A 22,612-nucleotide genomic window follows, 5' to 3' on the forward strand; every position below is an offset into this window, starting at 1 on the left:
ACGATCGGATACGTCAGCAGAAGGTCGGTCATCCGGGGCGCTCGGCATCACCGGGACCGTCGATCTACATCTCGACCGCTTGAAGAAGATCATTCACGTCAAGCGATACGCCATGTTGGCATGCGGGATATAGGGCTGTCAACGATTTCCCGTTGCCCTTGACGTTCGTTTCGCGAAGGGACAAGAGGCGCCAGGTCGCGTTCGTGAGGACTGGTGTCGGCTGCGCCGCTGGTCAGCTGGCTCGCCGCCGCGATCGCGGAGTGACGGCCGCGGTCAGCCCCGCACCCGGCGCAGGAAGGTCGCGAGGTTGTCGGTCAGCCGCTCGACCTGCTGCTCCGGGCCGAGCGACTCCGGCAGCCGGCCCTGGTCACTGACCTTCTTGCCGCGCACGTACAGCGAGCACTGCAGGTCCGCGCACATGTAGGTGCCCACGGAGTCGCCGTTCTGCCCGGCCTTCCCGGCGCGCGGCGCCACCATCAGCACCACGCCGCCGGAGCCGTGCGGGGTCAGGCACAGCCCGCAGAGGTTCTTGCGCGGCATCCCGGCGCTGCCGTCGGTCGCCCGGAGCACGATGCCGTACGGCGCCCCGTCGACCTCGGCGACGACGTAGCCCCGCACCCGCGACTGCGGGTCGCGCCAGCCGAGGAAGTCGAGCTGTTCCCACGGCTGCTCGTCGAGGGTGCGCGGGACGTTGAGCCGCTTCGCCTCGCCCTTCGAGCAGTTCACGAAGGACGCACGGATCTGTTGCTCGGTGAGGGGCTCCACGTCGATCCACCCTAGGCGCCCCCGCCACCGATTTTCCGGGACGGATCAGGCGGAGGTGAAACTCGCCATCGTGCGGTCCGGCTCCCAGAACGCCTTCATCGACTTCACCCGGCCGTCGTCGTCGACGACGTAGACCATGATCAGGTCGGTCGTGGTGTGCGAGCCGTCGGGGAAGGACGTCTTGATCCGGCCGATGTTGGCGCAGGTGTTCCCGCCCGGGTTGGCGAACGAGTCGTCGATCTGGAACTCGAAGGTCGCGATCGGCGCGATCGCCTTCTCCCAGAACGCCGAGATGCCGGCGTGGCCGTGGTGCCCCCTGCCCTCGGGATCGAACATCGACGGGCCGACCGGATCCTCGAGCACCGCGTCCTCGGCGTACACCGTGAGCCACTCGGCGAGGTCGCCCTTCGCGACCGCGGAGTAGGAGCGCTGGGATGCCGCGCGGGCCGGGTGCGGGTCGTTGGGCGCGTTCCAGACGATCGCGTCGGAGGTGATCATGGGCCCATCGTAGGGCGAATCTAGAACGTGTTCTAGCCCTCCGAGTGGACCGCTCCGCGTCACCGTGGGTTCACGGGGCGCTCATCGGCGACTGTCACGGTGCGAGCATGGCGAAGAAGCAGAAGGCCTGGATCCACGTGGGCATGCCCGGCGCGGGCGACGTCGTCGAGTCGGCCCTCGCCCACCATCACGCGGCGCTCGTCGAGCTCGGCGTCGCCTCCCTCGCCCGGTCGACGGCGGAGAGCTTCCGCGCCGCGGTGGAGATGACCCGCTCCCACCGGGACTGGGGCCTCAAGCGCAGCGACGTCGAGGGCCAGTGGACGCGCCTGGTCCGCAGGGCCCGCAGCAGCCGTTGCGACCTGGTCTTCAGCCAGTCGCTGCTCGCCGCGGCCGCCCCCGACCAGGTCGCGCTCCTCGTCGACGCCCTCGCGGGCCACCAGGTCCACGTCGTGCTCACCGCCGGCCACGAGGACGAGACCTCGGCGATCGCGCGCTGGCAGGGGGCCTGCCGCAAGCCCGAGCGCCTGCATGTCATCGAGACCGACGGCCTCGAGCCCGGCGAGGTCTGGACCGCCTTCGGCCGCACCGTCGGCTTCGGTACGGCGTCCCTGCGGCTCGACGCCGTACCGCGCGCGTCGGCGACCCTGCAGACCCTGCCGGAGGCGCTGCGCGAGATCGAGCGGCTGGCCCGCCGCAACGCCTCCCTCGAGGTCCGGCTCGAGGAGCTGGATCGCAGGCGCCGCAAGCTGAAGCGGAAGCTGAACAGCGCCGCCTGAACGGTTCACCTACCGAATTCGTCGCCAGCGCGCGCGTTTCGCAACAGATCCGGTAGTTGAACCGACAACCCGAGTGGGTCTAGTGCGGAGCCCAGGCGTCGTCGTCCGCGGTTCGGGACGTGACGGTCTCGGGGAGCTCCCCGTCGGCGAGCTGCTGGATCGAGACGTCCTCGAACACCTCGCGCAGGGCGCGGCGGGCGGCGATCCACACGTGCTGGAGGACCTCGGCGGCGGCGTTGTAGTTGACCGCCTCGGGGCGCAGGCCGTAGACGGAGACGAGCGGGCCGTCGACGGCGCGGATCACGTCGGCGACCGAGACCGTCGCGGCCTCGCGGGCCATCCGCCAGCCGCCGGACTGGCCGCGCTGGGACATCACGATGCCCGCGCGGCGCAGGTCGGCGAGGATCGCCTGGAGGAAGCCGTGGGGGATGTCCTGGAGCCGGCCCAGCTCCTCGGCGCTCACCGCCCGACCGTCGGACCGGCTCGCCATGGCGATCAGGGCCCGCAGTGCGTAGTCGGACTTGGCGGAGACGCGCATGGGGACAGTCTGTCAGATTGCTCGATCGACTCAGTCGACCTAGGTGGGGTTCGCGGGCCCCGTGTCCTGGACCGCTGGGCGGCGGCGGGTGTGAGCGATCGCGCGGCCCCCGTGCTTGCCCGCAGCTAGCACCCCCCGTATGATGAAGTTACTGGCGAGTAGCAGCCAATGAGAACCCTCTCCGAACCCTGGAAATGGTGGGAACTGTGAGCCACTACAAGAGCAACCTGCGCGACATCGAGTTCAACCTCTTCGAGCTCTTCAACGTGCAGGACTACCTCGGCACCGGCATCTACGAGGAGATGGACGCCGACACCGCGCGCGAGATCCTCTCCGAGGTCGAGCGGATCGCCCGCGAGGACCTCGCGGCCTCCTTCGTCGACTCCGACCGCAACCCGCCGGTGTTCGACCCGGCGACCAACACCGCGCCGCTCCCGGCGTCCTTCAAGAAGTCCTACGACACCTGGATGGAGTCGGGCTTCTGGGGCCTGGGCCTGCCCGAGGAGATCGGCGGCACCACCGCGCCGCCGTCGCTGGTCTGGGGCAGCGCCGAGATGGTGCTCGGCGCGCACGCGCCGATCTGGATGTACTGCACGGGCCCGTCGATGGGCTCGGTCGTCTTCAAGAACGCCAACGGCGTCGCCCGCGACGTCCGGATCGCGGAGATCATGGTCGAGCGCCTGTGGGGCGCCACCATGGTGCTCACCGAGCCCGACGCGGGCTCCGACGTCGGCGCCGGCAAGACCTATGCCACGCCCAACGAGGACGGCTCCTGGAACATCTCCGGCGTCAAGCGCTTCATCACCAGCGCCGAGTCGGACCTGCAGGAGAACATCATGCACCTCGTCCTCGCCCGCCCGAAGGGCGTCGAGGGCATCGGCGGCCCGGGCACGAAGGGGCTGAGCCTCTTCCTCGTCCCGAAGTACCACTTCGACCACCAGACCGGTGAGCTCACCGGCGAGCGCAACGGCGTCTACGTCACCAACGTCGAGCACAAGATGGGCATCAAGGTGTCCAACACCTGCGAGCTCACCTTCGGCGACCCGCAGGTCGGCGGCGGCGAGCCCGCGCAGGGCTGGCTCCTCGGCGAGGTCCACGACGGCATCCGCCAGATGTTCGACGTCATCGAGAACGCCCGGATGATGGTCGGCACCAAGGCCATCGCGACGCTGTCGACCGGCTACCTCAACGCGCTCGACTACGCCAAGGAGCGGGTCCAGGGCTCCGACCTCACGCAGGCCTCCGACAAGGCCGCGCCGCGGGTCACGATCACCCACCACCCCGACGTACGCCGCTCGCTGATGACCCAGAAGTCCTTCGCCGAGGCGATGCGCTCGCTGGTCCTCTACACCGCGACCTGGCAGGACACGGTCTACCGCGCCAAGGCCGCCGGCGAGCGCGACGAGCTGGCCGAGGCCGTCAACGACCTGCTGCTCCCGATCGTCAAGGGCTACGGCTCCGAGCGCTCCTGGGTGCTGCTCGGCACCGAGTCGCTGCAGACCTTCGGCGGCTCGGGCTTCCTGCAGGAGTACCCGATCGAGCAGTACGTCCGCGATGCCAAGATCGACACGCTCTACGAGGGCACCACCGCGATCCAGGGCCAGGACTTCTTCTTCCGCAAGATCGTCAAGGACCAGGGCAAGGCGCTGGGCCACCTCGCGGGCGAGATCAAGGCGTTCATCGAGTCGGGTGCGGGCAACGGCCGCCTCAAGAACGAGCGCGAGCTGCTCGCCACCGCACTGGCCGACGCCGAGGCGATGGTCGGGCTGATGATCAACGACCTCATGTCCGCCCAGGACGAGATCAAGAACATCTACAAGGTCGGGCTCAACACGACGCGGCTGCTGATGGCGCTCGGCGACGTCGTCTGCGCCTGGCTGCTGCTGCGCGGGGCCGAGGTCGCGCTGGAGAAGCTCGACGGCGACGCCGGCAACGACAAGGCGTTCTACGAGGGCAAGCTCGCCGCTGCCCAGTGGTTCGCGCAGCTCAACCTGCCGCGGGTGTCCGCGGAGCTGCGGATCGCCCAGGCCACCGGCCTGGACGTGATGGAGCTCGACGAGGCTGCCTTCTGATCCCACCGTCGACGCCCCACGGCGTCTGACCGTGCGACGGCCGTTCCGGGCAACCGGGGCGGCCGTCGTCGTACGCCGGGGGGTCGGTTCGGGCCCGGCGTGGCCTATGGTCTGCGGGTGTCTCGACCCGCTCCCCGCCTCGCCTGCGTCCTCGCCGTCCTCGCCGCGCTGGTGCTGACCCTGTGCGGGACGCCGGCCCGGGCCGACGACCCGAGCGAGCGCTACCCCGAGCCGTTCTTCAACGGCAACGTGGGGGACCCGAGCGTCGCGATGGTCGGCAAGCGGATGGTCGTGGTGGCGACCGGGCCGCAGATCAACCGTGCCTACAAAGACCCCGGCCGGACCTGGCGCTACGAGCAGCCGGTGCTCACCCGGCGACCGGCGTGGGCGGCGGAGCAGGGCGGCATCTGGGCGGCCGACATCGCGAAGGTCGGCAAGAGGTGGGTCCTCTACTTCGCGGTCCCGGTCGCCGGCCTCGGTGAGTTCGGGCGCTGCATCGGCGTCGCCGTGGCCAAGAAGGCACTCGACCCGTTCAGGCCGGTCGGCAAGCGGCCGCTGGTCTGCCCGTCGCGGGCGCTGGTGCCGACCGCGCACGACCCGGTCGCGACCCCGGACCTGCCCAGCCGCGGCGTGATCGACCCGTCGCTGTACACCGAGGGCAAGCAGCACTACCTGGTGTACAAGACCGACGGCCGGCCGTCGTCCATCCGGCTGCTGCCGTTGAGCAGGAGCGGGCGCAAGGTGCGCACCGGCCAGGACCCGGCCGATCCGAGTGTCGAGCTGGTGCGGGCCGAGGGTGTCATCGAGAACCCGGTGCTGCTGCGCAACGCCGGCGGCTACTACCTGTTCGCCTCCGAGGGGGACTTCGCCCGGTGCTCCTACCAGCAGACCTGGCGCCAGTCCCCGTCGCTCACCGACTGGTCCGCCTCGGTGCCGGCGGTGCTGCTCGACCGGACCATCACCGGCGGCCTCTGCGGACCGGCCGGTGGCGACGTGCTCAAGCACAAGGGGCGCACCACGCTCTACTTCCACGGCTGGGTGCGGCTGCACTCCTCCAAGCCGAAGGGTGCGGGCTACTGGGCCTGGAACGGCGGGGAGAAGTACGGCCGCCGGGCGATGTACGCCGCGCGGCTCACCTTCCCGGCCGGCGTGCCGACGGTGAAGAAGTACCTCACCCGCAAGGGTGTCCCGGCGCGCGTTCCCACGCCCTATTGATCGGCGCGAGCGTGTCGCTCGTTCCTCGCGCCGCGCTGCCGCGCACGCGGTTGGCCCGCGTACGGCCACCGTCCGCCTGGCGGCAGCACGTCGGCACGGCGGGAACGCCGTGCTCCTCGGCTCCGGTCGCTCGTTCCTCGCTCCCTGCGCCTCCTCGTCCGGCGTTCCTGCCGCTGGCCGCGGCGGGGGTCGCTAGGCTCGGCGACATGAGCGACCGCGACCTCCTGGCCGGCTACGTCGAGAACTGGTGGAGCGCGGTCGGCGACTTCGTCGCCCTGCTGGAGGAGCTCGGCCCCGACGACTGGAGCACGCCGACGGACCTCGCCGGCTGGGACGTGAAGGCGGTCGCGTCGCACACCGCCCACCTGGAGTCGATCCTGGCGGGCGGGCCGGAGGAGAGCGCCGACATCGGTGCCCCGTCGCACGTCACGGGGCCGATGGGGCAGTTCACCGAGATCGGCGTGGTCACCCGTCGCGACCGGGATCCGGCCGCCATCATCGAGGAGATCCGTACGGCGACCGGGGCGCGTCGCGCGGCGCTCGACGCCGCGCCGCCGGAGGATGCCGCCGCTCCTGCCGACGGCATCTTCGGCCTGATCGGCTGGAACACCCGGACCCTGCTGCGCAACCGTCCGCTCGACGTGTGGATGCACGAGCAGGACATCCGCCGCGCGGTCGGTCGTCCGGGCGGCCTGGACACGCCGGGGGCTCAGCACACGGCCGACTATCTCGTCGAGGCGTTCGGCTTCGTCGTCGGCAAGCGGATCGCCCCGCCGGCCGGTACGACGGCGCTGCTCGCCGTCGAGGGCAGCACGCCGATCGCGGTGCGGGTGGGCGACGACGGCCGGGCACAGCGGCTCGACGTCGTACCGGACGCGCCGACGGTGTCGCTCGCCCTGGACCGGGAGAGCTTCATCGTGCTCGCCGGCGGCCGCCGCGCGGCGGCGCCCGGCGCCGTCACCATCTCGGGGGACCAGGAGCTCGGCGAGCGGATCGTCGCCGGGCTCGCCACCACGCCCTAAGGAAGACCGATGTCCGACTGGAACGTCGCCGACCTGCCCGACCAGTCCGGCCGCACCGTGGTGGTGACCGGGCCGACGCTCGGGGGTCTCGGCCACCACACCGCGCTCGAGCTGGCCCGCCGCGGCGCCCGGGTGATCCTCGCCGGCCGCAACCCGGCGAAGGTCGAGGAGACCGTCGCCGCGATCCGCGCCGACGTCGCCGGCGCCCAGCTCGAGGCGCTGCACCTCGACCTCGCCAGCCTCAGCTCGGTCCGCACGGCGGCCGCGGCGGTCGCACAGGTCGGCCCGATCGACGTCCTGGTCAACAACGCCGGTGTGATGGGCACGAAGTACTCCCGCACCGCCGACGGGCTCGAGCTGCAGATGGCGACCAACCACTTCGGGCCCTTCCTGTTGACCGGCCTGCTGCTGCCCCAACTCGTGCAGAGTGCCGATGGTCGCGTGGTCACCGTGTCCTCGCTGTTCCACACCTTCGCCGGCAAGGCCCCGCTCGGCGACCCGCGCGAGCAGACCGGGCGCTACCACACCTGGCGGGTCTACGGGCAGACGAAGCTCGCCAATCTCTACCTCACCGCCGAGCTCGACCGCCGCCTGCGCGCGGCCGACCTCCCGGTCCGCGCGCTGGCCGCCCACCCCGGCTTCGCGGGCACCCATCTGGCCGCCAACGGCCAGTACGGCCGTTCCTCCGGCGGCATCGCCACCATCCTCGACGCCGGCGTGAAGGCGGTCTCCCAGTCCGCCGAGGCCGGCGCCTGGCCGTCGCTGATGGCCGCGACCGCCGATCTGCCCGGGAACACGTTCGTGGGTCCGGGCGGGTACCGGCAGCTCTCCGGCCGGCCCCGCGAGGTCGGCCGGAGCAAGCTGGCGCGCAACGCCGAGAACGCGCGCCGGCTGTGGGAGATCAGCGAGGAGACCGTGGACCTGAGGTACCCCTGAGGGTGGACGGGATGAATCGGTACTACCCGAACCGCGGTTCCGGTGGCCTGCAGGCGCTGATCCGCGAGGCGCGGTTCCGGCCGGTGCGGATCGCTCACGGCTACGACATGGGCCAGGTCGACGAGCTCCTCGACCGCCTGGTCGAGGAGCTCGACGCGGGGCGTCCGGTGCGGCCACTCGTGAAGGACGCGACCTTCGGCACCACCCGCTGGCGCGAGGGCTATCACCAGACGGACGTCGACACGCTGCTGACCGAGGTGACCCGCCGCGCGGAGGCCTGAGCGCTGCTCCGGGCCGCGCGGGGAAGGCGCTCAGACGGCACGCCGGTCAGCCGCTTCGTTCCCGAACCCTCAGCAGGGATCACCGGGTGTCCTGTCGTTCGTACGTCGGCACGTCGGCGAACACGTCGGCGAAGGCCGACTTGCTCACCTTGCCGGTGGGCGTCTTCGGCAGCGCGTCGACGAACGCGACGTAGCGGGGCACCTGGAAGCGGGCCATCGTCGCCTCGCTGTGCTTCCAGATCGACGCCGCGTCGACGCCGCTGCCCGGCCGCGGCACCACGAACACCTTGACCTCCTCCTCGGTGAGCTCGCTGGGCACGCCCACCGCGGCGCACTCGAGGACGTCGGGATGTGCCTCGATGCCCTCCTCCACCTCCAGCGCGCTGATGTTCTCCCCGCGCCGCCGGATCGAGTCCTTGCCGCGGCCCACGAAGAAGACGTTGCCGTCGCCGTCGCGCCGGGCCAGGTCGCCACTGTGGAACCACAGGCCGCGGAAGGCGCCCGCCGTCGCCTCGGGGTTCGCGAAGTAGGCGTCGAGGACGGTGCCCGCGATGCGGGGGCGGATGAGCAGCTCGCCCACCTCCCCGTCCGGTACGTCGTCGCCCCCCTCGTCGGCGAGCCGGATCTCGAACTCGGGGGTGACCCGGCCACAGGAGCCGAGCACCTTCGGCTGATCCCACGGCTGGGTGATCGGGATGTTCGCCTCGACGCTGCCGTAGAGCTCGACGACCCGCAGCCCGAAGCGCCGCTCGAACTCGGGTGCCCAGTCCGGGACCGGCACGCCCCACGCGAGGCGGACCCGATGGTCGCGATCGTCGGCCCGCGGGTCGGCCTTGTAGAGGATCGAGAGGGTCGCGCCCATGAAGTCGAAGACCGTGGCGCCGGTCGCGCGGACCTCGTCCCAGAACCGCGACGCGGAGAACCGTCGCGAGAGTGCGGCGGTCGCGCCGACGAGCAGCGCGGGCACGGTGGTGAGGGCGGTGGCGTCGGCGTGGAAGAGGGGGAACGGGCAGTACAGGACGTCGTCCTCACCCAGCCCGAAGTCGCGCACCGCGATCGCCGCCTGGGAGACGAAGTAGCGATGGGACAGCACGCACGCCTTCGACCGGCCGGTGGTGCCCGAGGTGTAGAGCATCCCGGCCGTGTCCGTCGACCGCTGCTCGGCCGGAGCCAGGCCGGCGCCGCCCATCCACGCGGCGAGCGAGGCGACCCCGTCCGGCATCGCGGCCGACAGCAGCGGGGCCCGGAGGTCGTCGCCCAGTGCGTCGCGGAGCGCGTCGGCGAGGTCGCCGTCCGCGACGACGACGGCGGGGTCGGCGAGCGCGATCGCGTTGTGGAGCGTCTGGCCGCGCCATTCGGTGTTGACGGGGACCCAGGACGCGCCCAGCCAGGTGGCGGCGAACCAGGTCTGCACGCAGGCGAGCGAGTTGCGCATGAAGACGTTCAGCCGGGTGCCCGGGCCGAGGCCCTGTCGGGCCAGTCCGCTCGCGAGTCGGGTGACCTGGTCGCGGAACTCGGCGAAGGTCGTGTCGACGCCGTCGATGCGCAGGAAGACCCGGTCCGGCCATCGGTGGGCGGCCCGGTCCAGCAGCTCGGGGAGGGTGCGGTCGATGTCGAGCGAGCCGACGAGCAGGCTCATCGAGCGCCTGCCACGGTGCCGCTGGTCGTGAACTGCTCGAAGGTGGCCTCGGCCTCGGCCGACGCGAAGCAGTAGAGCGCCGCCTCGACCTCCAGGCGCAGGGTCGGCTCCAGCTGGGTCGAGCAGGCCGCCTCGACGGCGCGCTTGGTCGCGGCGAGCGAACGGGCCGGCTGGCCGCCGAGCGTCGCGGCCAGGTCGAGGGCGACGCGGGACGCGTCGTCGGCCACCGTGGTGACCAGCCCGATGCGTGACGCTTCCTCGGCCTCGATCCAGCGGCCGGTGAGGAGCAGCTCCTTGGCCCGCATCAGCCCGACCAGCTGCGGCAGCCGGGCACTGATGCCGCCGGTGTGCGCATGCCCGATCGGCACCTCGGGGAACCGGATCCGGGTACCCCGCTCGAGCACGACGAGGTCGGCCGCGAGCGCGATCTCGGCACCGCCGCCGACGGCGTACCCCTGGACGGCGGCGACGATCGGCGCGGGATTGCCGACCATCAGCCGGGTGACGTCCTGGAGCAGCTCGAACGCGGTCCGCAGCTCCTCGGCCGTGCCGGTCCGCGGCGCGAGGGTCTCCTTGAGGTCCTCGCCCACGCAGAACGCGCGCCCGGCGCCGCGGACGACGACCGGGCCGCCGCCCTGGACCTCGCGCAGGGCGTCGGTGAGGCCGACCAGCAGGTCGACGTTGAGCGCGTTCAGCGCCTGTGGGCGGTTCAGCGTGATCACGGCGACGTCGCCGGGTCCGGACTCGACGACGACGGGCTCGGGACTGGGGGTGGTCATGGGTACTCCTCTGGTCGGTGGGGGATGGCCCGGGTCAGGCCGCGGGCTCGGGGGAGGGAGCGGCGCCGAGGTAGATCTCGCGCACCATCGGGTCTGTCGCCAGCTCCTGGCTGGCCCCCTCCTTGACGATCTCGCCGCTGCGCATCACGTAGCCGCGACTGGTGACCGCGAGCGCCTGACCGGCGTTCTGCTCGACGAGCAGGAGCGCCGTACCGGACGCGTGGATCGCGGCGACGGCCTCGAACACGGTGGTCACCATGAGGGGGGAGAGGCCGAGACTCGGCTCGTCGAGCAGGAGCAGCGACGGTCGTGACATCAGGGCGCGCGAGATCGCCACCATCTGCTGCTCGCCGCCCGAGAGCGTCCCGGCCTCCTGGTCGAGCCGCTCGCGCAGCCGTGGGAAGAGGTCGAGCTGGGCGTCGAGATCCTGCTGGACCTGCCGGTCCTTGCGGTGGAAGGCGCCGAGGCGGAGGTTCTCGCGCACGCTCATCCGCGGGAACAGGCGACGCCCCTCGGGGACGTGCGCGATCCCGCGCCGGGCGATTACGTGCGTGGGTGCCCCGGCGATGTCCGTGCCGTCGTGCCGCACCGCGCCCGACCGCGGCGTGAGCATGCCGCTCAGCGTCTTCAGGGTGGTGCTCTTGCCCGCCCCGTTGCTGCCGATCAGGGCCACCGCCTCGCCGTCCGCGATCCGCAGGCTGACGCCCTTGAGGGCGCGGACCGCGCCGTAGCCGACCTCCAGGTCCGTCGCGTCGAGTGTCATCGGGCCACCGCCGTTCCGAGATAGGCGTCGATGACGCGCTGGTCGCTGAGCACCTCGGCGGGCCGGCCGGCGCAGAGCGGCCGGCCGTACTCGATCACCGAGACCGTCGCGCAGGTGTGGGTCACCAGGTCCATGTCGTGCTCCACCAGGACCACGGACAGGCCGTAGCGCTCCGGCAGGGTGCGGATCAGCTCGGCCGCTGCCCGCTTCTCCGCGCTGTTGAGTCCGGCGGCCGGCTCGTCCAGCAGCAGGATCCGCGGCGACGACGCGAGGGCACGGGCGATCTCCACGCGGCGCTGCTCGCCGTACGAGAGGCTGCCGGCGAGGTGGTCGACCCTCGTGCCGAGGTCGAGCGCGTCCAGCACCGCGAGGGCGGTGTCGAACGCGTCCTGCTCGGCCCGGGCGACCCGGGGGCCACCGACGATGCCGCCGGCGATCCAGCCGCGGGTCTGTGCGTGCATGCCGACGACGACGTTCTCGAGGACGCTCATCCCCCCGAAGAGCCGGATGTTCTGGAAGGTACGACGCAGCCCGAGTGCCGCCCGCTGTGCGGCGTTGCGGCGGGTGATGTCCGCGCCGTCGAGCAGGATCGTGCCCTCGTCGGCGCGCAGCGCGCCGCTGAGCAGGTTGAGCAGCGTGGTCTTGCCGGCGCCGTTGGGCCCGATGATGCCGACGATCTGTCCCGCCGGCACGGCGAGGTCGACGCCGTCGACCGCGACCAGCCCCCCGAAGCGCTTGGCGAGCCCGTGGGCCGCGAGCAGCTGCTCGGTGGTCATGACCTACCTCCTCGGTCGGTGGGACGGCGCAGCCGCCGTCGGATCCGGTCCCCGAGCGTGCCGGTGGCACGGATGCCGGGGCCGCGGACTCCGGGGCCGCGGGACCCGAACAGGCCCTGTGGCCGCAGGCGCATCACGAGCACCAGGACCAGGCCGAAGATCAGCAGGCGGTACTGGTCGAACTCCCGCAGCAGCTCGGGCATGAGGACCAGCACCAGCGCGCCGGCGAGAGCACCCCAGACGCTGCCGATGCCGCCGAGCACCACCATCGCCAGCACCTTGATGGACTCGGAGAACAGGAAGCTGTCGGGGAACACCGAGCCGTACCAGGCGGCGGTCAGCACGCCGGCGCCGCCGGCCACGCTGGCGCCGAACACGAAGGCCGACATCTTCGCCCGCACGATGCTGACGCCGCACGAGCTGGTCGCGGCCTCGCTCTCGCGCATCGCCCGCCAGGCCCGGCCGAGCCGCGCGTCGCGGAGGCGGAGCGCGCAGTACATCACCGCGGCGACGTACAGGGTGGCGAGGACGAAGAACTGCATCGTCGGCGTCAGGCCGAACGCGCCGAGGAAGACGCCCTCGCCGCCGAGCTCCCAGCCGCCGATCGACGGCAGGTCGATCCCGAGCACGCCCTGGGGGCCGTTGGTGATGTTGACCGGCCGGTCCAGGTTCACGAGCAGGATGAAGACGATCTCGCCGAAGCCCAGCGTGACGATCGCCAGGTAGTCGCCGTGCGTGCGCAACGCCGGCAGGCCGACCAGGACGCCGAGCATCGCCGCGACCAGCATCCCGACCGGCAGCAGGACCCAGAAGTTGAGGTGGATGTCGTGCAGATCGCTGGCCAGCAGCGCGTAGGTGTACGCGCCGACGCCGAAGAACGCGATGAAGCCGAGGTCGAGCAGGCCGGCGAGGCCGACCACGACGTTGAGGCCCATCGCCAGGGCGGCGTAGACGAGCACCAGCGTCGCGATGCGGACCGTGTAGTCGCTGGGCGCGGCGAGGATGACGAGCAGGCAGACGGCCACGAGGGCGCCGACCTGCTTGGCGGCGGTACGCCGCGACGCGGCGTCCGGCGAGGAGGTTCGGCGGGCGGGCTCGGCCTCGACCGGCGGGGACGGGGCGAGGGTCGTCATCACACCCGCTCCAGGGTCTTGCGGCCGAGCAGGCCCGCGGGCCGGATGGCGAGCACCAGGACGAGCAGCGCGAACGCGATGAGGTCCTTGTACGCCGCCGACATGAAGGTGGCCGCGAAGGCCTCGGTCACGCCGAGCACGAGACCGCCGGCCATCGCGCCCCGGATGCTGCCGATGCCACCCAGCACCGCGGCGGCGAACGCCTTGATCCCGGCGCTGAAGCCCATCGTGTAGTCGATCTGCGTGTAGTAGAGCGCCACGAGGCACCCCGCGGCGCCGGCCAGCCCGGAGCCGATGAGGAACGTCCGGGTGATCACCCCCGAGACGTTGATGCCCATCAGGCCCGCGACCTCCGGGTCCTGGGCGGTGGCCCGCATGGAGCGGCCGAGCGCGCTGCGCGTGACCAGTGCACCGAGGGCGAGCATCAGCACGATGCTCACGCCGAACACCAGGCCCGCCGTGTGGCTGATCCGCACGCCCAGGACCTCCCAGCTGCCGGCCGGGACGACGTCGCCGGCCGGCACGAACTGGGGCCGGGAGTCGCCCTGGAAGTGCACCTGCAGGAGCATCACGATGTTCTGCAGGATGAGGCTCACGCCGATCGCGCTGATCAGCGGGGCGAGCCGACTGCTGCGGCGCAGCGGCCGGTAGGCCAGGCGCTCGACCGCCACCCCGAGCGCGCCGCTGGCCGCCATCGCCGCCAACAGCATGAGCAGGAGCAGTACCGGTCCCCAGGCCACGACTCCGCCGATGCCGGTCAGGGCGGTCAGGGTGAGCAGGGAAGCGAACGCGCCGACCATGAACACCTCGCCGTGCGAGAAGTTGATGAACTCGAGCACGCCGTAGACCATCGAGTAGCCGAGCGCGATCATCGCGTAGACGGAGCCGAGGGCCAGCCCGTAGACCAGCTGCTGCGGCAGTGAGTTGAGGACGTCCATCAGCGGAACTCGTCCGGGTTGAGGACGGCGACCTCGTCGAACGCGCCGTCGGCCACCGTGAAGATGTGGACCTGGGCGTTGGCGTTGTCGCCCTGGTCGTCGAACTCGATCGGGGCGCCGCCCTCGACCGGTGCGTAGGTGATGGCGGAGATCGCGTCGACGACGGCGTCGCGGCTCAGGTCGTCGACGTCGGCCAGTGCCTGGAGCACCAGCCGGGCGGCGTTGTACTCCAGCAGGCCGTAGCCGGACGGCTGGCCGTAGTCGGCGCGGTAGGCGTCGAGGAACGCCTGGGCGTCATCGGTCGGGTTGCCGGCACTCGCGGTGAGGAGCGTGCCCTCGACCGCGTCGCCTCCCTTGAGCAGGTCGGGGTCGTAGAGCCCGTCGCCGCCGGCGAGCAGGACGTCGAGGCCGACCTCGCGCGCCTGCTGGGCCAGGAGCGCGGCGTCGGCGGGGTAGCCGCCGAAGTAGATCACCTGGGTCTCGTCGGGGAAGGAGCCGAGCACGGCGCGGAAGTCCTTGTCGCCGGCCTTGATGGCTGCCGACTTGATGATGTCGAGCCCGGCCTGCTCGGCCTTGGCGGTGAACTGGTCGACCAGCCCGACGCCGTAGCTGGACTGGTCGTCGATGGTGCCGATCTTCGTGAGGTCGGTCTTCGTCGCGAGGTACGTCGCGAGCGCCGGGCCCATGTAGTCGTCGCGCGCGCCGACCCGGAAGATGTTCTCCAGGCCGCGGCTGGTGACCTCGGGGTTGGAGCTCAGCGGCGAGACCTGGGCCAGCCCGCAGCGGCGGTATACGTCGGAGGCCGGGATGGTGACGCCGCTGTTGTAGTGGCCGATCACCGCGACCACCGCGTCGTCGTCGCAGAACTTCTGGGCGACGGACTGACCGGTCTGCGGCTCGCCCTGGTCGTCGCCCTCGAGCACCTTGACCTTGCGCCCGTCGATCCCGCCGGCCTCGTTGATCTCGGCGACCGCGATCTTGACGGCGTTGACCGTCTCCCGGCCGGCGCGGGCGTAGGGGCCTGACAGCGGGACGCCGACGCCGATCGCGAGGTCGCCGTCGGTGACTCCGGTGGCGGTGTCGCGGCTCGCGCAGGCCGTGCCCGCGAGGGCGACGGCGGCCACGGCGAGCGTGACGCCGGCCAGCCGCCGGCGGTGGCGGTGGCGGGGATGAGTGGTGGCCCGAGATCCCGTGCCGGTGTTCGCGACCATGCTGCGCCTCCTGACGTCGTGCTTACTAGGTGTACTGGTAGGACCAGTGTGCTAGAGTGAAGAGCAGAAAAGTGATCCATGTCAAGCCGTCCGGGGAAAATGCCCGGACGACGACCTGCGAGAGGACCGCGATGAACGACCCCACCCCCGCCGCGCGGACGGCGACCCTCGCCCGTGAGGTGAGCGCCGCCGACACCGCGCGCGCTTTCGGCGCGGACTTCCCCGAGGCCGCTGCCACGCCCTTCGTCCTCGGGCTCGCCGAGGTCGCCTGCCACGAGGCGGTCGCGGCTGAGCTGGCCGACGGGCAGATCACCGTCGGCGTGGCCGCGACGGTGAGCCATCGGGCGCCGACGCCGGTCGGGGAGACGCTGACGGCCGTCGCGAGCGCGGTCGGCCGGGAGGGGCGGCGCCTGCGGTTCCGCGTGGTCGTCAGCGACGCGCTGGGCGAGTGTGCGGTGGTCGAGCACGAGCGGGCGATCGTCGACGCGCGACAGATCGCCGACCGGCTCCAGGATCGGACGCGGCGATGACGACGGAGCGCGGGTGGTTGACGTTCGACTGCTACGGCACCCTGGTCGACTGGCGCACCGGCATGGAGGACGCCCTGGCCCGGGTCGCCCCGGCCCGGGTCGCCGATCTGCTCGCGGGCTACCACCGCGCGGAGCCGGCGCTGCAGCAGCGGCGTCCGCTGCTGAGCTATCGCGAGGTGCTGCGCGACGGATTGCTGGCGTCCGCGCGGGAGCTCGGCATCGACGTACCGGACGCGTTGAGCACGGTGCTCGCCGACACGATGCCGACCTGGCAGCCGTTCGCCGAGACGGCCGGCGTGCTGCGGGAGCTGCGGTCCGCCGGCTGGCGCCTCGCCATCCTCTCGAACGTCGACGACGACGTCATCGCGCAGACGCTCGACCTGCTGGGCGCGCCGATCGACGTCGTCGTCACGGCCGAGGAGGTCGGCTCCTACAAGCCCGACCTCGGCCACTTCAAGGAGTTCCGCCGCCGGGCGCGTCCGGTCGAGGGGCGCTGGGTCCACGTGGCCTGCAGCTGGTTCCACGACGTCCTCCCGGCGGCCCGGGCCGGCGTGCCCTCGGTGTTCGTCGATCGGGAGCGCGAGGGCCGGGACCCGGCGCAGGTCGTCGGGGTCCTCCCGGATCTCACCGGGTTGCCGGATACGCTCGCCTCGCTCGACCTTCCGAACCAGCCGCGATCTTGAGGAGTCCAGGCGGTGACCAGCTCCCGCGATGAGGCCCGTCCTCAGTTCACCAGCGTCACCCCGGTGCGCGCCTACGAGAGCGTCGTCGCCCAGATCGAGGACGCGGTGTTCGCCGGCCAGCTCGTCCCCGGTGACCGGCTGCCGTCCGAGCGCGATCTGATGGCGCAGTTCGGCGTCTCCCGCGGCACCGTCCGCGAGGCGCTGCGGGTGCTGGAGAGCGGCGGCCTGATCCGGTCGCGCCCCGGTGACCCGGGCGGCGCGACGGTCCAGGCGAACTCCTCGGCGCGGCTGGCGAAGGCGCTGACGACCTTCGTCAAGCTCGGACAGATCGGTGTCGGTGAGCTGATCGAGTTCCGGATGGTGGTCGAGGGCAGTGCCGTGCGCCTGGCCGCCGAGCTGCACGACGAGGCTGCGCTGGGGTCGATGGAGGAGGCGTTCGCCCGGATGGAGGAGGCCGCCGGCATCTCCTACGAGGCGTTCTCCGCGGCCGACGTCGCCTTCCACCTGGCTGTCGCGTCCTGCTCGAGCAACTCGCTGTTCAGCGCCTGCAGCGAGTTCGCGCGCGACACGGTGCTCGCGCTGACCACCGAGAACCTCAAGGAGTCCGGCGACCCGTCGGAGCGGATCCAGGAGACGCTGCGCCGTCACGGCGCGTACCTGCAGGCGATCCGCGACCGTGACGGCCGGGCCGCCGAGGCGCTGGCCCGGCAGGACCTCGTCGACTACTACGGGCCGCACCTGAGTCCGGACGAGCGGGCTCGGATCCAGCTGCTCCTGCTGCCGGTGTAGACCACAGGGCACGGGCGTCCGGCCGGCGATCCTCGACCAAAGTCGGGAAGGACCAGCCTGCCGGAGGATGTGGTCGGTCGATCCGGCCGCCTACCGTGGACGCATCATGAGCGAGAAGCCCCCGGTGCAGGTATGGGAGGGAGTCGTCGACGGCCGCCACCACCGCGTCGAGATGAGCGGCGGGCTGCTTCCCCTCCTCTCCTGGAGCATCGACGACCGGCCGGTCGCGACCAAGAAGATCACCGACGCGAAGGTCACCCTGGCCGAGCCGCACGAGCGCGAGGGCGCGGCGGTGCGCCTCGTCGTACGCACCACCCGGCTCTCGACCAGGCCCCGGCGGGCGACCGTGCTGGGTCCGGAGGAGCTGGTCGGCGGGACCGACCTCACCCCGGCGCCGGGCTCCCCGGCCGCCGTCCACCACGACAAGGTGCTCGCCCACCCACGCCGCTACACCGCGATCACCACGCTCGGCGCCGCGGCCGGCGTCATCGTGCCGATCGTGGTCATCGCCCTGCTGGCCCGCCTGGCGACGACGATCCCCTGGCCGGACATCCCGTGGCCCGACATCGACCTGCCCAGCATCCCCTGGCCGAGCATCGACCTGCCGAGCATCCCGTGGCCGAGCGTCGACCTGCCGGACGTCACGGTGCCGGGCTGGGTCGAGTTCGTCCTCGACAACGCCCAGTACGTCGTACCCGTGGTCGTGGCCTTCGTCCTCGCCCGCGCCGAGATCCGTCGGCGGCGCCAGCAGTCCTCGTCCGCGGCTGGTCCGGATGGTGCCGATGGTGTCCGTGCCCGGGCGGAGGAGCCCGACGGGCGCTGAGCGCGGGCGGCTCAGCCTGGATCCACGCTCAGGCGGCCAGGGCGACGGTGCCCGGCAGCACGGTGGGCGCGCAGTCGCAGCTGTCGCTGCAGGCGAGGTAGGTGTGCACGGCGTGCCCGCACGCGGGGCACGGCAGGTCGTGGCTGAGGTGCTGGTGCTGGGTGCTCGGGGTGGTGGTCCACATGGCCGCTTCTCCTTCGTGGTCGGTGCCTGCTTCTATGAGGACGACGAAGCCGGGGCGACGGATACGACACGACGGGGCCGGGAACCGTGCAGAGAGATCCCCGGCGGCTCAGCCGGTCAGGCCGTGGAGCTCGAACGGCGCGGCCAGCAGGAGGGTCGCGACAGCGGCGGCGTTGGTGAGGACGGTCAGCCACAGCACGGTCACGAAGGGCTGCTTGCGGGTCTTGTGGCGGAACAGTCGGCGCCCGGCCAGCGCCCCGGGCCAGCCGCCGAGGACTGCGACGAGGTGGAGGGTCGACTCGCGGATGCGCCACCCGCCGTGCTGGGCCGCGCGCTTGTCGGCACGGTAGAGCCCGAGCGCGACGAGACTCAGGGCGACGTACGCCGTCAGCAGGGCGCCGAGGACGTCGGCACGGGCGATGATCACGCCCGGAAGCCTGTCAGGCGACGGCGAAGGCCGCCGACCCGGGCATCACGGTGGGGGCGCAGGCGCAGGTGTCGCTGCAGGCGAGGTAGGTGTGCGCCGCGTGCCCGCAGGCGAGGCAGGGCAGGTCGTGGCTGAGGTGCTCGGTGCGGTCCATGGCGGCCCTCCTCTCGGTGCTGCGGCGGTCCGAACAGGATGACCCGACCGCGCTGTCGGACTCATCGGCCGTTCGGGGCCGAAGCGGAGTGGTCCGGAGGGACCAGGGCGTGGCCCGAGTGGGCCACGGGCTCAGCGGCCGCGGGGACCGTAGACCGCCTCCGCCTTCTTGAACGCGGCCTCGCGGGCCGCCTTCGTGTTGCGGGCGGCGAGGAGATAGGCCTGCTCGATCCGCTCCCGGGCGAAGGTGCGCCGGGGCGACGACGTCCAGGTGTCGTTGAAGAGCCGCTTGGCCGCGGCGAGCGCGTCGGGCGAGCGGCGGGACAGCTCCTCGGCCAGGCGGAGGGCACCGGAGAGCGGGTCGTTGTCGAGCCGGGTGACCAGGCCGAGCTCATGGGCGCGGGAGCCGTCGACGACCTCGGCGGTCATGGTGAGCAGCTTGGCCTGGTCGATCCCGACGAGCTCCTTGAGGGCCTGGACGCCGGACATGTCGGGGATCAGGCCCCACTTCCCCTCGAGCACCGACCAGCGCGAGTCGGGCGTGGCGATCCGGAAGTCCGCGGCGAGAGCGATCTGGAGGCCGCCGCCGAGACAGTGCCCGTGGACCGCGGCGATCACCGGGACCGGGATCCGCCGGAAGGCCCACGGCGCCTCCTGGAAGGTGTTGGTGCCGCGCAGCGGCCGGGGCACGAACGCCTTGGCGATCCCCGCCGGGTTGCGCATCACCGACGCGAAGTCGAGGCCGGCGCAGAAGGCGTCGCCCTCACCGCTCACGACGACCGCGCGCAGTGTCTTGTCGCGCCGCAGGTCGTGCGCCGTCGTGACGAGGTCCTCGAGGATGTCGAGCGTCAGCGCGTTGAGCTTGTCGGGACGGTCCAGCCGGACGTGGGCGATGCCGTCGGTGACCGTGCAGCTGACCTGGTCGTCGCGAGTGCTCATGCCCCCGATGCTACCCGTCGGTAACGTCCGAGGCCGAACGGGTGGCGGCCGGGTGCTGCTTCATCACGGTATGTAGCCGAGGCGTCACTTCTGTAGCGGGGCCCCGCTACAGAAGCACCGGCTCACCTACATACCGTGATGAAACCGCTCGGCCCCGCGGCCAGGGATTCGGGCGGCTCAGGGGCGGCCGGGCGACGGGACGGCGCGCGCGTTGAAGAGGGTGCCTCCGACGACCTCGCGGGAGTAGGGGTCGCGGTAGATGTCGGGCAGCACACCGCTGACGAGGTGGCCCAGCTCCTGGTGCCGGCGGGTGCGCGCGTCCGGTCGATAGACCCGGGTGCGCAGGGCGGTGTCCAGCTCCGCCGCGAGAGCCGTCTCGTCGATGGTGGTCAGGACGCCGTCGTCCATCACGACCTGTCCGTTGATCAGCACGGTGCGCAGATCGTGGCGTTGGGCGCGGTCGATCAGGATGTCGAGGAACGGGGTCGTGTCGTAGCGGCCCGCGGGCGCCGCGATGCGGGTGCGGTCGAGCACGAGGAGATCGGCGAGCAGGCCCGGGGCGAGGCGCCCGAGCCGGCCGTCGTGGCGGACGGCTCGGGCACCGTTCTCGCCGGCGGCCCGCAGCAGCTGCTCGCTGTCGGCGCGCACGTGCTCGAAGTCGCGGGGGTCCCGATACAGGTACGACGCCAGGCGCAGCTCGGCGAACATGTCCTCGTCGTCGTTGAACGAGATCCCGTCGGTGCCGAAGGCGACCCGGCCGCCGGCGGCCATGATGTCGCGGGTCCGGGCGATGCCGGCCGACAGCCGCAGGTTCGACCCGGGGTTGTTCGACGCGACCGCCCCGCTGTCGGCGAAGATCCTCAGCTCCTCGTCGGTGACCCACACGAAGTGGGCGCAGACCATGTCGGGGCCGAGCACGCCGAGCCGGTGCAGTCGCTCGACGGCCGACATCCCGTAGCGGTCGTGGCTGAAGTGCATCTCGGACCGGGTCTCCAGCACGTGCGAGGTGATGCCGGTGTCGTACTCGTCGGCCAGGCGACGGCAGCGCAGGTAGAGCTCGTCGGAGCAGGCCGGCGTCCAGTCCGGGGCGAGCACGGTGCGGATCCGGCCGTCGTGCCCGTCCCAGGTGCGGGCCAGGTGCTCATAGGTGGCGAGCACCTCGTCGAGCGGCCACGCATAGCCCATCGGCGAGGCCCGGACCTCGGCCGCGAGCTCGGGAGGGAGGCGATCGAGGAAGCACTCGTCGGACTCGTGGGCGTAGATGTGCTGGTCGCGCGCGACCAGCCCGAAGGCCACCCGGAAGCCGGTGTCGGCGTAGGCCTGCAGCACGGGCTCGGTGCCGAACCGCGGCAGGGACGGCCGGCCGTAGTACATGTCGACCGCCGAGGTCTGCCCGCCGCGGATCATCGCGGCGATGGAGTGCTGGGCGATGAGGTAGAGATCGCGCTCCAGCGCCGGGCCGTAGCCGCCGTGCACGTGCACGTTCGCCTGTTCGAAGACGTACTGGTAGTGCCCGGGGCCGACCGAGAGCTCGGAGTGGAAGTGCCCGTTGACCAGGCCCGGCATCACGATGTGGTCCGGTCCGCCGATGACGCGGTCGAACGGCCCGCGGGCGGCGATCTCCGCACGCGGACCGACGGCCTCGATGGTGGTGCCCGCCACGATGACCGCTCCGTCCTCGATGGTCGCGGTCCGGTCGAGTGTCACGACCGGATCACCCAGGACGAGAGTGCGCGGAGTGCCCATATCGCATATCTGATGCGATTTTGGGCGGTGCGTCAACCCTCTCCGCGAGACCGTTGACCTCCCCGAGGGGCACGGCTACTGTCATCTTATATCTGATATGCGAAAGGTGACGAGATGACCGCACAGGCGATCGACGTCGGTTTCAGCGAGGCCGCCCGGCGCGAGGTGGTGCAGGTGTGGGACACGCTGCCGGAGCACCCGTTCGTGCGAGGGATGGCGGACGGCTCGCTCCCGCCGCAGGTCTACCGGCACTACGTCACCCAGAACCTGCTCTATCTGCCGCACTACGCACGCGCGATCGCGATGGCCGTCGCGAAGGCGCGCGACGACGACGAGCTGCGGCGCTACGCCGACGCCCTCGCCAATATCGTCGACGTCGAGATCCCGCAGAACCGGCGACTGCTGCATCGGGTTCGCGAGCTGTGCGAGGAGGGAAGCGGCCGCCGCGCCGATGGCTCGGATGACTCCGATGACTCCGATGACTCCGCCGTGATGGCCGCCGCGACGCGCAACTACACCTCCTATCTGCTCGGCGTCGCCGCGCGCTGTGACGTCGTGGCGATCGGCGCGGCGATCCTGCCCTGCGCGTGGAGCTACGGCGAGATCGCTCGGCGACATGCCTCCGGCGTGGTCGAGCATCCCGTGTACGCCGAGTGGTTCCGCTTCTTCGCCGCGCCGGAGTACGACGCGCTGGTGGTCGGGATGCGAGAGCGTCTCGACGCCGACGTGGCGCCGCTGCCCCCGGTCGAGGTCCGGCGCCTGGCGCGCATCTTCGCCGACGCGACCAGGCTCGAGAGGGAGTTCTGGGACATGGCGATGGAGGCGGCCGGCCCCCGTTCGCCCGGGATTTCGGGGTAGTCAACCCGCAGGTCCACCTCTATGCTGCTGTGGACATCATATGTCAGATCTCACATCCGAACCTTGGAGTGATATGCGCTCACAAACCGGGAGCCAGCTCCCATCCGCAGAGAGCCGCTCGGGCGACGGCATCGATCTC

The 22,612-nt window shown here is 71.7% G+C and carries 26 protein-coding genes; 11 read left to right on the forward strand and 15 right to left on the reverse strand.

Features of this window, described 5'->3' with window-relative positions; translation table 11 throughout:
* Window positions 1-273: 273 nt before the first annotated feature.
* Together QJ852_03275 and QJ852_03280 are read right to left on the reverse strand one after the other, a co-directional pair.
* Complete coding sequence (locus QJ852_03275) at window positions 274-765, reverse strand: FBP domain-containing protein (GenBank protein WGX97463.1); 492 nt, start codon at window positions 763-765, stop codon at window positions 274-276.
* Window positions 766-810: 45 nt separating this feature from the next.
* A complete protein-coding gene (locus tag QJ852_03280) occupies window positions 811-1,263 on the reverse strand; it encodes a nuclear transport factor 2 family protein (protein WGX97464.1) in 453 nt (150 codons plus the stop codon).
* A 107-nt stretch (window positions 1,264-1,370) separates the two neighbouring features.
* On the opposite strand from QJ852_03280, the gene QJ852_03285 reads away from it, so the two are divergent.
* Complete coding sequence (locus QJ852_03285) at window positions 1,371-2,039, forward strand: hypothetical protein (GenBank protein ID WGX97465.1); 669 nt, start codon at window positions 1,371-1,373, stop codon at window positions 2,037-2,039.
* Window positions 2,040-2,118: 79 nt separating this feature from the next.
* Here the strand turns inward: QJ852_03285 and QJ852_03290 are convergent, their stop codons facing one another.
* Window positions 2,119-2,577: an Rrf2 family transcriptional regulator gene (locus QJ852_03290; protein WGX97466.1), complete on the reverse strand. Its 459-nt coding sequence runs from the start codon at window positions 2,575-2,577 to the stop codon at window positions 2,119-2,121.
* A gap of 206 nt (window positions 2,578-2,783) precedes the next feature.
* On the opposite strand from QJ852_03290, the gene QJ852_03295 reads away from it, so the two are divergent.
* The 5 genes from QJ852_03295 (at window position 2,784) to QJ852_03315 (ending at window position 8,103) form a co-directional block, all read left to right on the forward strand.
* Window positions 2,784-4,649, forward strand: coding sequence for an acyl-CoA dehydrogenase (locus QJ852_03295; GenBank protein WGX97467.1), 1,866 nt, complete (start codon window positions 2,784-2,786; stop codon window positions 4,647-4,649).
* 117 nt (window positions 4,650-4,766) lie between these two features.
* Window positions 4,767-5,864: a family 43 glycosylhydrolase gene (locus tag QJ852_03300; GenBank protein ID WGX97468.1), complete on the forward strand. Its 1,098-nt coding sequence runs from the start codon at window positions 4,767-4,769 to the stop codon at window positions 5,862-5,864.
* Between the two features lie 206 nt (window positions 5,865-6,070).
* The gene (locus QJ852_03305) at window positions 6,071-6,886 is read left to right on the forward strand and encodes a maleylpyruvate isomerase family mycothiol-dependent enzyme (protein WGX97469.1); all 816 of its coding nucleotides are present in this window, start codon (window positions 6,071-6,073) and stop codon (window positions 6,884-6,886) included.
* 9 nt (window positions 6,887-6,895) lie between these two features.
* Window positions 6,896-7,822, forward strand: coding sequence for an oxidoreductase (locus tag QJ852_03310; protein ID WGX97470.1), 927 nt, complete (start codon window positions 6,896-6,898; stop codon window positions 7,820-7,822).
* Between the two features lie 11 nt (window positions 7,823-7,833).
* A complete protein-coding gene (locus tag QJ852_03315) occupies window positions 7,834-8,103 on the forward strand; it encodes a DivIVA domain-containing protein (protein WGX97471.1) in 270 nt (89 codons plus the stop codon).
* A gap of 79 nt (window positions 8,104-8,182) precedes the next feature.
* On the opposite strand, the gene QJ852_03320 is transcribed toward QJ852_03315, so the two are convergent.
* Genes QJ852_03320 through QJ852_03350 form a run of 7 tightly spaced genes read right to left on the reverse strand, consistent with a single transcriptional unit; the run spans window position 8,183 to window position 15,342 of the window.
* A complete protein-coding gene (locus tag QJ852_03320) occupies window positions 8,183-9,742 on the reverse strand; it encodes an AMP-binding protein (GenBank protein WGX97472.1) in 1,560 nt (519 codons plus the stop codon).
* Window positions 9,739-10,521 carry an enoyl-CoA hydratase/isomerase family protein gene (locus QJ852_03325; protein ID WGX97473.1) on the reverse strand — a complete coding sequence of 261 codons (783 nt, stop codon included), beginning with the start codon at window positions 10,519-10,521 and terminating at the stop codon, window positions 9,739-9,741. Before QJ852_03325 ends, QJ852_03320 begins: the two co-directional genes overlap by 4 nt.
* Window positions 10,522-10,555: 34 nt before the next feature.
* Entirely contained in the window at window positions 10,556-11,284 is a 729-nt protein-coding gene (locus tag QJ852_03330) for an ABC transporter ATP-binding protein (GenBank protein WGX97474.1), read from the reverse strand.
* Complete coding sequence (locus QJ852_03335) at window positions 11,281-12,060, reverse strand: ABC transporter ATP-binding protein (GenBank protein ID WGX97475.1); 780 nt, start codon at window positions 12,058-12,060, stop codon at window positions 11,281-11,283. The genes QJ852_03330 and QJ852_03335 overlap by 4 nt, the downstream gene beginning before the upstream one ends.
* On the reverse strand, window positions 12,057-13,193 hold the full coding sequence (locus tag QJ852_03340) for a branched-chain amino acid ABC transporter permease (GenBank protein ID WGX97476.1): 1,137 nt from the start codon (window positions 13,191-13,193) through the stop codon (window positions 12,057-12,059). Before QJ852_03340 ends, QJ852_03335 begins: the two co-directional genes overlap by 4 nt.
* Window positions 13,193-14,131 (reverse strand): branched-chain amino acid ABC transporter permease, encoded by a 939-nt coding sequence (locus tag QJ852_03345; GenBank protein WGX97477.1) that lies wholly within the window; start codon window positions 14,129-14,131, stop codon window positions 13,193-13,195. Before QJ852_03345 ends, QJ852_03340 begins: the two co-directional genes overlap by 1 nt.
* Window positions 14,131-15,342: a branched-chain amino acid ABC transporter substrate-binding protein gene (locus tag QJ852_03350; protein WGX97478.1), complete on the reverse strand. Its 1,212-nt coding sequence runs from the start codon at window positions 15,340-15,342 to the stop codon at window positions 14,131-14,133. Before QJ852_03350 ends, QJ852_03345 begins: the two co-directional genes overlap by 1 nt.
* A gap of 131 nt (window positions 15,343-15,473) precedes the next feature.
* Here QJ852_03350 and QJ852_03355 point away from each other — a divergent pair, with 131 nt between their 5' ends.
* The 4 genes from QJ852_03355 to QJ852_03370 all read left to right on the forward strand — a co-directional run bounded on the left by QJ852_03355 (window position 15,474) and on the right by QJ852_03370 (window position 18,167).
* On the forward strand, window positions 15,474-15,872 hold the full coding sequence (locus QJ852_03355) for a hotdog domain-containing protein (protein WGX97479.1): 399 nt from the start codon (window positions 15,474-15,476) through the stop codon (window positions 15,870-15,872).
* Window positions 15,869-16,555 carry an HAD hydrolase-like protein gene (locus tag QJ852_03360; protein WGX97480.1) on the forward strand — a complete coding sequence of 229 codons (687 nt, stop codon included), beginning with the start codon at window positions 15,869-15,871 and terminating at the stop codon, window positions 16,553-16,555. Before QJ852_03355 ends, QJ852_03360 begins: the two co-directional genes overlap by 4 nt.
* Window positions 16,556-16,567: 12 nt before the next feature.
* The gene (locus QJ852_03365; GenBank protein WGX97481.1) at window positions 16,568-17,344 is read left to right on the forward strand and encodes a FadR/GntR family transcriptional regulator; all 777 of its coding nucleotides are present in this window, start codon (window positions 16,568-16,570) and stop codon (window positions 17,342-17,344) included.
* A 106-nt stretch (window positions 17,345-17,450) separates the two neighbouring features.
* The gene (locus tag QJ852_03370) at window positions 17,451-18,167 is read left to right on the forward strand and encodes a hypothetical protein (protein ID WGX97482.1); all 717 of its coding nucleotides are present in this window, start codon (window positions 17,451-17,453) and stop codon (window positions 18,165-18,167) included.
* 28 nt (window positions 18,168-18,195) lie between these two features.
* Here the strand turns inward: QJ852_03370 and QJ852_03375 are convergent, their stop codons facing one another.
* The 5 genes from QJ852_03375 to QJ852_03395 form a co-directional block, all read right to left on the reverse strand.
* Entirely contained in the window at window positions 18,196-18,351 is a 156-nt protein-coding gene (locus QJ852_03375) for a hypothetical protein (protein WGX97483.1), read from the reverse strand.
* Between the two features lie 108 nt (window positions 18,352-18,459).
* Complete coding sequence (locus QJ852_03380; protein ID WGX97484.1) at window positions 18,460-18,777, reverse strand: DUF1294 domain-containing protein; 318 nt, start codon at window positions 18,775-18,777, stop codon at window positions 18,460-18,462.
* A gap of 13 nt (window positions 18,778-18,790) precedes the next feature.
* Complete coding sequence (locus QJ852_03385; GenBank protein ID WGX97485.1) at window positions 18,791-18,931, reverse strand: hypothetical protein; 141 nt, start codon at window positions 18,929-18,931, stop codon at window positions 18,791-18,793.
* A 131-nt stretch (window positions 18,932-19,062) separates the two neighbouring features.
* Complete coding sequence (locus tag QJ852_03390) at window positions 19,063-19,869, reverse strand: crotonase/enoyl-CoA hydratase family protein (GenBank protein WGX97486.1); 807 nt, start codon at window positions 19,867-19,869, stop codon at window positions 19,063-19,065.
* Window positions 19,870-20,046: 177 nt separating this feature from the next.
* Complete coding sequence (locus tag QJ852_03395) at window positions 20,047-21,576, reverse strand: amidohydrolase family protein (GenBank protein WGX97487.1); 1,530 nt, start codon at window positions 21,574-21,576, stop codon at window positions 20,047-20,049.
* Between the two features lie 153 nt (window positions 21,577-21,729).
* On the opposite strand from QJ852_03395, the gene tenA reads away from it, so the two are divergent.
* A complete protein-coding gene (gene tenA, locus QJ852_03400; protein WGX97488.1) occupies window positions 21,730-22,473 on the forward strand; it encodes a thiaminase II in 744 nt (247 codons plus the stop codon).
* Window positions 22,474-22,612: the final 139 nt, after the last annotated feature.

The organism is Nocardioides sp. L-11A, assembly GCA_029961745.1.
Taxonomy (GTDB): Bacteria; Actinomycetota; Actinomycetes; order Propionibacteriales; family Nocardioidaceae; genus Nocardioides.